Origin of the sequence: Acinetobacter sp. RF15B (genome assembly GCF_007558235.1) — a bacterium.
Lineage (GTDB): Bacteria > Pseudomonadota > Gammaproteobacteria > Pseudomonadales > Moraxellaceae > Acinetobacter > Acinetobacter lwoffii_C.
In genome coordinates this window covers 1-5,035 of record NZ_VLSR01000038.1, presented here as the reverse complement: position 1 = coordinate 5,035, position 5,035 = coordinate 1, and the positions used below count along the sequence as shown (strand labels likewise).

4 protein-coding genes are annotated in these 5,035 nt (G+C 33.8%); 3 read left to right on the top strand and 1 reads right to left on the bottom strand.

Going from position 1 to position 5,035, the window contains the following annotated elements:
* Together E2K74_RS14225 and E2K74_RS14220 are read left to right on the top strand one after the other, a co-directional pair.
* Positions 1–354: helix-turn-helix domain-containing protein (locus E2K74_RS14225; protein WP_264766809.1), on the top strand; the 354-nt coding region annotated here is incomplete at its 5' end.
* On the top strand, positions 335–1,294 hold the full coding sequence (locus E2K74_RS14220; RefSeq protein WP_151208221.1) for a hypothetical protein: 960 nt from the start codon (positions 335–337) through the stop codon (positions 1,292–1,294). The genes E2K74_RS14225 and E2K74_RS14220, both read left to right, overlap by 20 nt.
* On the opposite strand, the gene dcm is transcribed toward E2K74_RS14220, so the two are convergent.
* On the bottom strand, positions 1,287–2,663 hold the full coding sequence (gene dcm, locus E2K74_RS14215) for a DNA (cytosine-5-)-methyltransferase (protein ID WP_151208220.1): 1,377 nt from the start codon (positions 2,661–2,663) through the stop codon (positions 1,287–1,289). The genes E2K74_RS14220 and dcm overlap by 8 nt on opposite strands.
* 1,039 nt (positions 2,664–3,702) lie before the next feature.
* Here dcm and E2K74_RS14210 point away from each other — a divergent pair.
* Positions 3,703–4,680: a hypothetical protein gene (locus tag E2K74_RS14210; RefSeq protein ID WP_151208219.1), complete on the top strand. Its 978-nt coding sequence runs from the start codon at positions 3,703–3,705 to the stop codon at positions 4,678–4,680.
* Positions 4,681–5,035: the final 355 nt, after the last annotated feature.

Sequence of the window (5,035 nt, the reverse complement as noted above, 5' to 3'; positions counted from 1 at the left end):
TGCATTATGTTAATTTTAGAAGAACTTAACCACTCTTTTCGCACAAACAATAATAATTATTATTTAATGTTTACTTTTGTCCGTAGATATATTGTCTACATTCTAAATAATGTCCTTATGCCGAAATCATTAATTTTTTTAGGATTAAAGGTTAAAAATCAGCGAAATTCACTAGGTTTATCCCAAGAAGAATTAGCTGAAAGGACATCTTTAGATCGTACATATATCAGTTTATTAGAAAGAGGGAAACGAAACCCATCTCTCCTTACACTCATGAAAGTAGCAACTGGATTAGAGATTTCGGTATCTATATTAACAAAGGATATTGAAAACAGTGGCTCTAGTTCCGATTAACGCTCAACATGCACTACAAATTTTAGCAGGTACTCAAGGTAGAAATACTGGTCATAGCTACGAAGAAGACTTAGCTGATGCCATTAACCAGTTACCACTACCAATAGCTATAAATAATCCAATCCTTACTGGTAATGTTTTTCAAACTATCAGTGAAGCTTTCACTTTAGTTTCATACATTGCACAAAAGCTAAATATCCATACAGTTACCCATTTATCTGCTGTGGCGACTGGTGGATTAGCAACTTCATCTAAAAGTCAGGGAGTATTATTTAATGGGCAGACTATTAAAAAATGTAAGAGTGACATATTAATAAAAATCAATAATATATTTGATATTGGTATTTCTATTAAACAATGTAATAATAAAAATCCAACTAATGCTCAGGTTTATTTCACAACAGCAACTGGATTTTCTAACTTATTAAGAAATAACCAAATTAATGTTTCTCAAACAGCTGAACATGCTTTAAAGCAATTTTGTGGAGATTCTGGTTTCAATCCTATTGATAATAATGCTATTCAAGATCGACTAATTGATCATAGACGATATTTTTGGGAAGAAATAAATCTAGCTGGTCGCCAAGAGTGGGAATATATTTTTTCAACTTATCAAGATGAAATCTCTAGAATTTTACTGCAAAAAGCTTATAGTAACGATCCATTTGCACCGAACTTTTTATTACATAAAACTAAACTTACTACAACTATTCCCGAAGTGGCTATTTATACAATAGATGAGTTAATTCAAAAAAGTAGGGCATATAATTTATTTTCAACTGAACCTTATAGAGTCAACAAAGGATCATTCAAAGATCCTCAAGGAGTAGTTCATTTAGCTCCTAGATTTGGAATCTTTCAGATGCAACGTGCAGGGAATAAACAACACCCTACACAATTGCAATTTAATCTAAAATCAGGCTACTTCTATGTCATTTAACTTTCTTTAGTTTATCCACTAAATGACTAGCAATTTTATAAGCTAATAATGGCGGAACTGCATTACCAATAGCAGTTCTAACGGTGCCAACTTTACCATTGAAAATAAATTTATCAGGGAATGATTGAATACGAGCTGCTTCTCTAACAGTCAAAGATCTTGTTGCTACTGGATGTACATTTCTACATCCAGATATCATGCCAAAAGTAGTTTGAACTGTAGATCCTTCTTCATTCCATACTTGTCGTTTATAAGTCGTATTATAGCCTGAAGGAGGTCTTAATAATTCATCCTCATTATCATGAGCACTACTTCCTTCTGGCACATTCCATAACCATTCTAATACATGAGGTGGATGATTAACTGCAAAATGCAAGTCATCAACATTAGAAAACTCACCTGATTCTAAATATTCTAAATCAGAACATGCATCTCCAAATGTTAAGCCTATATTTTCTATTTCAGGAAAACTTAACTCAGAAGAGATATCACTTCTAATAGCTAAAAAGAACACACGAGCACGACTTTGGGGAACCCCATAATCCTTAGCATTTACATCAAAATAGGTGATGTTATAACCTAATTCTTGGAATTTTTTAATTATTGAATCTTTAACATAATTTCCATTTTCATCTTTCATTGATGTCAAAAGTTGTACATTTTCTAATAATGCTAACTTAGGTTTGAAAACAGAAACTATATCAAGGTAATTCTCAAATAACTTATTTCTAGAATCAGATTTATCTCGCTTGCCTGATAAACTAAATCCCTGACATGGTGGTCCACCAATTACAATATCAACCTCGCCAATTGACTCTTTATATTGTTCAATATCCTCATGAGACAAAGAGGTTATATCGTTTGCTAACTGAGGCGTTGAACTAAAATTATCTCTATATATTTGACTAATATCTTTATCTTTTTCAATAAATCCAGCTATACGTACACCTGCAGCAGAAAAACCTAAACACAATCCTCCGCATCCTGAAAAAAGACTAACAGCCTTAAATTGTTTCTGAGATTTCAAATGATTTGTATATAAATCATCTAACTCATTTACGTACTTTTTAGTTTTAGGAGATAAATTATATTGTTTTTTTCGCTTCTCAATATCTAAAGGATTAATAATAAAATTACTCTCTTTAGTAATCTTTTTTTTAGCTTTAACAACCCTCTCAACATCAATTGAATTAGAAAAAAAATTCAAAATTATTCTTTTTTCCTCTTCAAGTAAATTTCCTTTACCTAATTCAAAGGAGGAAATCTTTGCTTGAACAATTGACGTCTCCTTAGCTAATTTAGCTTGAGATACTTTCTTACTCTCTCGTAAAGTACGTAACTCTTGACCAGAAAAACTACTATTCAACATAAAAGACTCTAAACAACGTTTAATTTTTTAAATTATACATCCTGAACTAATAATATTTAACTAATCAAAATGATCTCAACTCTCTCAACGTTCACCATCAGCCGTCGCTTTGCTTTGGGCTGATGGTGAACGTTGAGAGAGTTTCGGCAATACTCACCCTAAGAGCCTGCATAATCGCTTGCTCTTAAAGTATTGCCGTACACCTGATTCGGGCTGACGGAGCCACGCATCGGTCGTATCTGCAAAGGGTAATTGTGCTTTCCCTTGTAGGCTGAGATTACGATTCACACACCGCATCGACACGTTCTCAAACCGAACAGTTTGCTTATCTCTGTGAGGGTTTCCCCAACATCCAATTTTAAGCTTCCCTGATCTACTCATCACGCTGTTGCTTTGTCGATTTCCCCTAGTAGCAACTCTTGCCTTAGATATTCTTATATCCCTAAAACAATCGCTGTGGTGCGCTAGCGTCGCTTTGTTCCATCCACCCACACCACATGCCATCGTATAAAACGAACACGCAGAGGGAGGCAAAACCCGCTTTTAGGAGCTTATTTGATGGTTTTAGACACTAAATTAACGAAGACTTATCATTTTAGGTCTTGAACTAAACACTTTTTATTGTGAAAATAGAGTTCAGGTACAAGCCATGTGTGAAATCATAACGGTCGCCAAACCTTATGATCTTCGTTATTCGATGCTCTAACATCAAATAACTGCGTACCGCTGAATATATGGGAAAAGCCACTTGTTTTACAAGTGGCTTTTTTCATTTCTAGTAAAAATAATAAGCGATCAAACCATTCTCTATTTTCTTTGAAAACGATAAATCAATAACTTATACTGTTTTTTGCATTTTTTGGAAGTATTCATAAAAATTCGGCAGTTCTTTTATTTCTAAATCAAATATTTAAATACAAATCATTCGGGCGATTCCCCTCATTTTGTTTCGTGGCATCCTGAAAGGGGCGTATGGTGTGTATAAAAAATTGGTTTTGAAAAAACCGATTTTAGGGCGTCAATAAAATTAAGGTTCTAAATGTCTAAAAAACAATCTGTTTTTAATAAGAAACAATGGATACAAAGCTATTTGAATGAAATCTTGAACCTTAAAAAGCAAGGTTTAACTTATCAGGGCATCATTCAATCCTTGAAAGATCAGTACAACATGCCATTTGATCTGACTGAATCTTTACTCAGTCGGTACTTGAATGAGTTTGCTAAGCACGATTCTACTACTTTAAAAACAGAAACCGCCCTAAATAGTAAAATCGAGAGGCAAAAAGAGCGTTTACAGTCTCGAAATAATGAAATACAGAACCTCAACCGACGACTAGAACGGGTAATAGAACGAAATGAATCACTACTTTTTGAAAACAGTGAAATTAAAGAACGTAATAGGCTACTAGAAAATAAGTTTTTGGATGGAGAAGCCCGACTTAAAGACCTTAGACGCTATAACGGATACAACAATGTTCATTGGAAAGTTGCCGATTTAACCCAAAAAAATGATGAAATGTTCCAAAGTATTTTAATGCTTGAAAGACTTTCAGAAAGATTGGCAGCTCCCCATGAAGAAGCTGATGAAAAAATTGAGCAACTCGAAGAAGAACTGGCTGAAATTAAGCAAAATCATGCTGACCTTGAACAGAAACACGTACAGTCCACCGAAGAAATTGAACAACTTTGGCTTACAATCCATGCTTTGACAGAAGAAAAAGAAGCACTAGAACAGCAACTTTCTGAAAAAGAAACGCCTGTTATTCACCAAGACCAAGAAAAAATTGAACAGCTTTCTCAGGATCGACAAAGACTGATTCAAGAAAAGTCTGAACTCACGATGTATGCAAGACGTTTAAAAAGCGATTTAAGCAATTCTGAACAACAACTAAGGGAAACATCAAGTTCACTGTATGAAAGCCGAAATAACGCAAAACAGAGAGATTTATGGCGAGTTTTAGCACTTTTCTCTAGTGCCTTAGCTTTCATTTGTATTTTGATGTTTATTTTTCTATGAGATCGGCATTTTTATTCGGCCAAGTTCCATGTGCAAAGCACTGGACCTGGCTGAATAAAAATGGCGGTCATTGTTATTTTTAGCTAAACAAAGTTGTGGAACATTGATCAGTTATTAAGCGTGGAACATGAAAAATCCACAAAAAAGCCCAATCAGGTATGATTGGGCTTTTTTGTGGAGTCTAAGACAATGATTTATATGAAATAAAAAATTGCATTTCGTATAATGTGCATTATGTTAATTTTAGAAGAACTTAACCACTCTTTTCGCACAAACAATAATAATTATTATTTAATGTTTACTTTTGTCCGTAGATATATTGTCTACATTCTAAATAATGTCCTTATGCCGAAAT

Bases quoted from the DNA above. Each gene is read 5' to 3' on its own strand.
- dcm (WP_151208220.1), bottom strand. From the start codon at position 2,663: ATGTTGAATAGTAGTTTTTCTGGTCAAGAGTTACGTACTTTACGAGAG.
- E2K74_RS14210 (WP_151208219.1), top strand. From the start codon at position 3,703: ATGTCTAAAAAACAATCTGTTTTTAATAAGAAACAATGGATACAAAGC.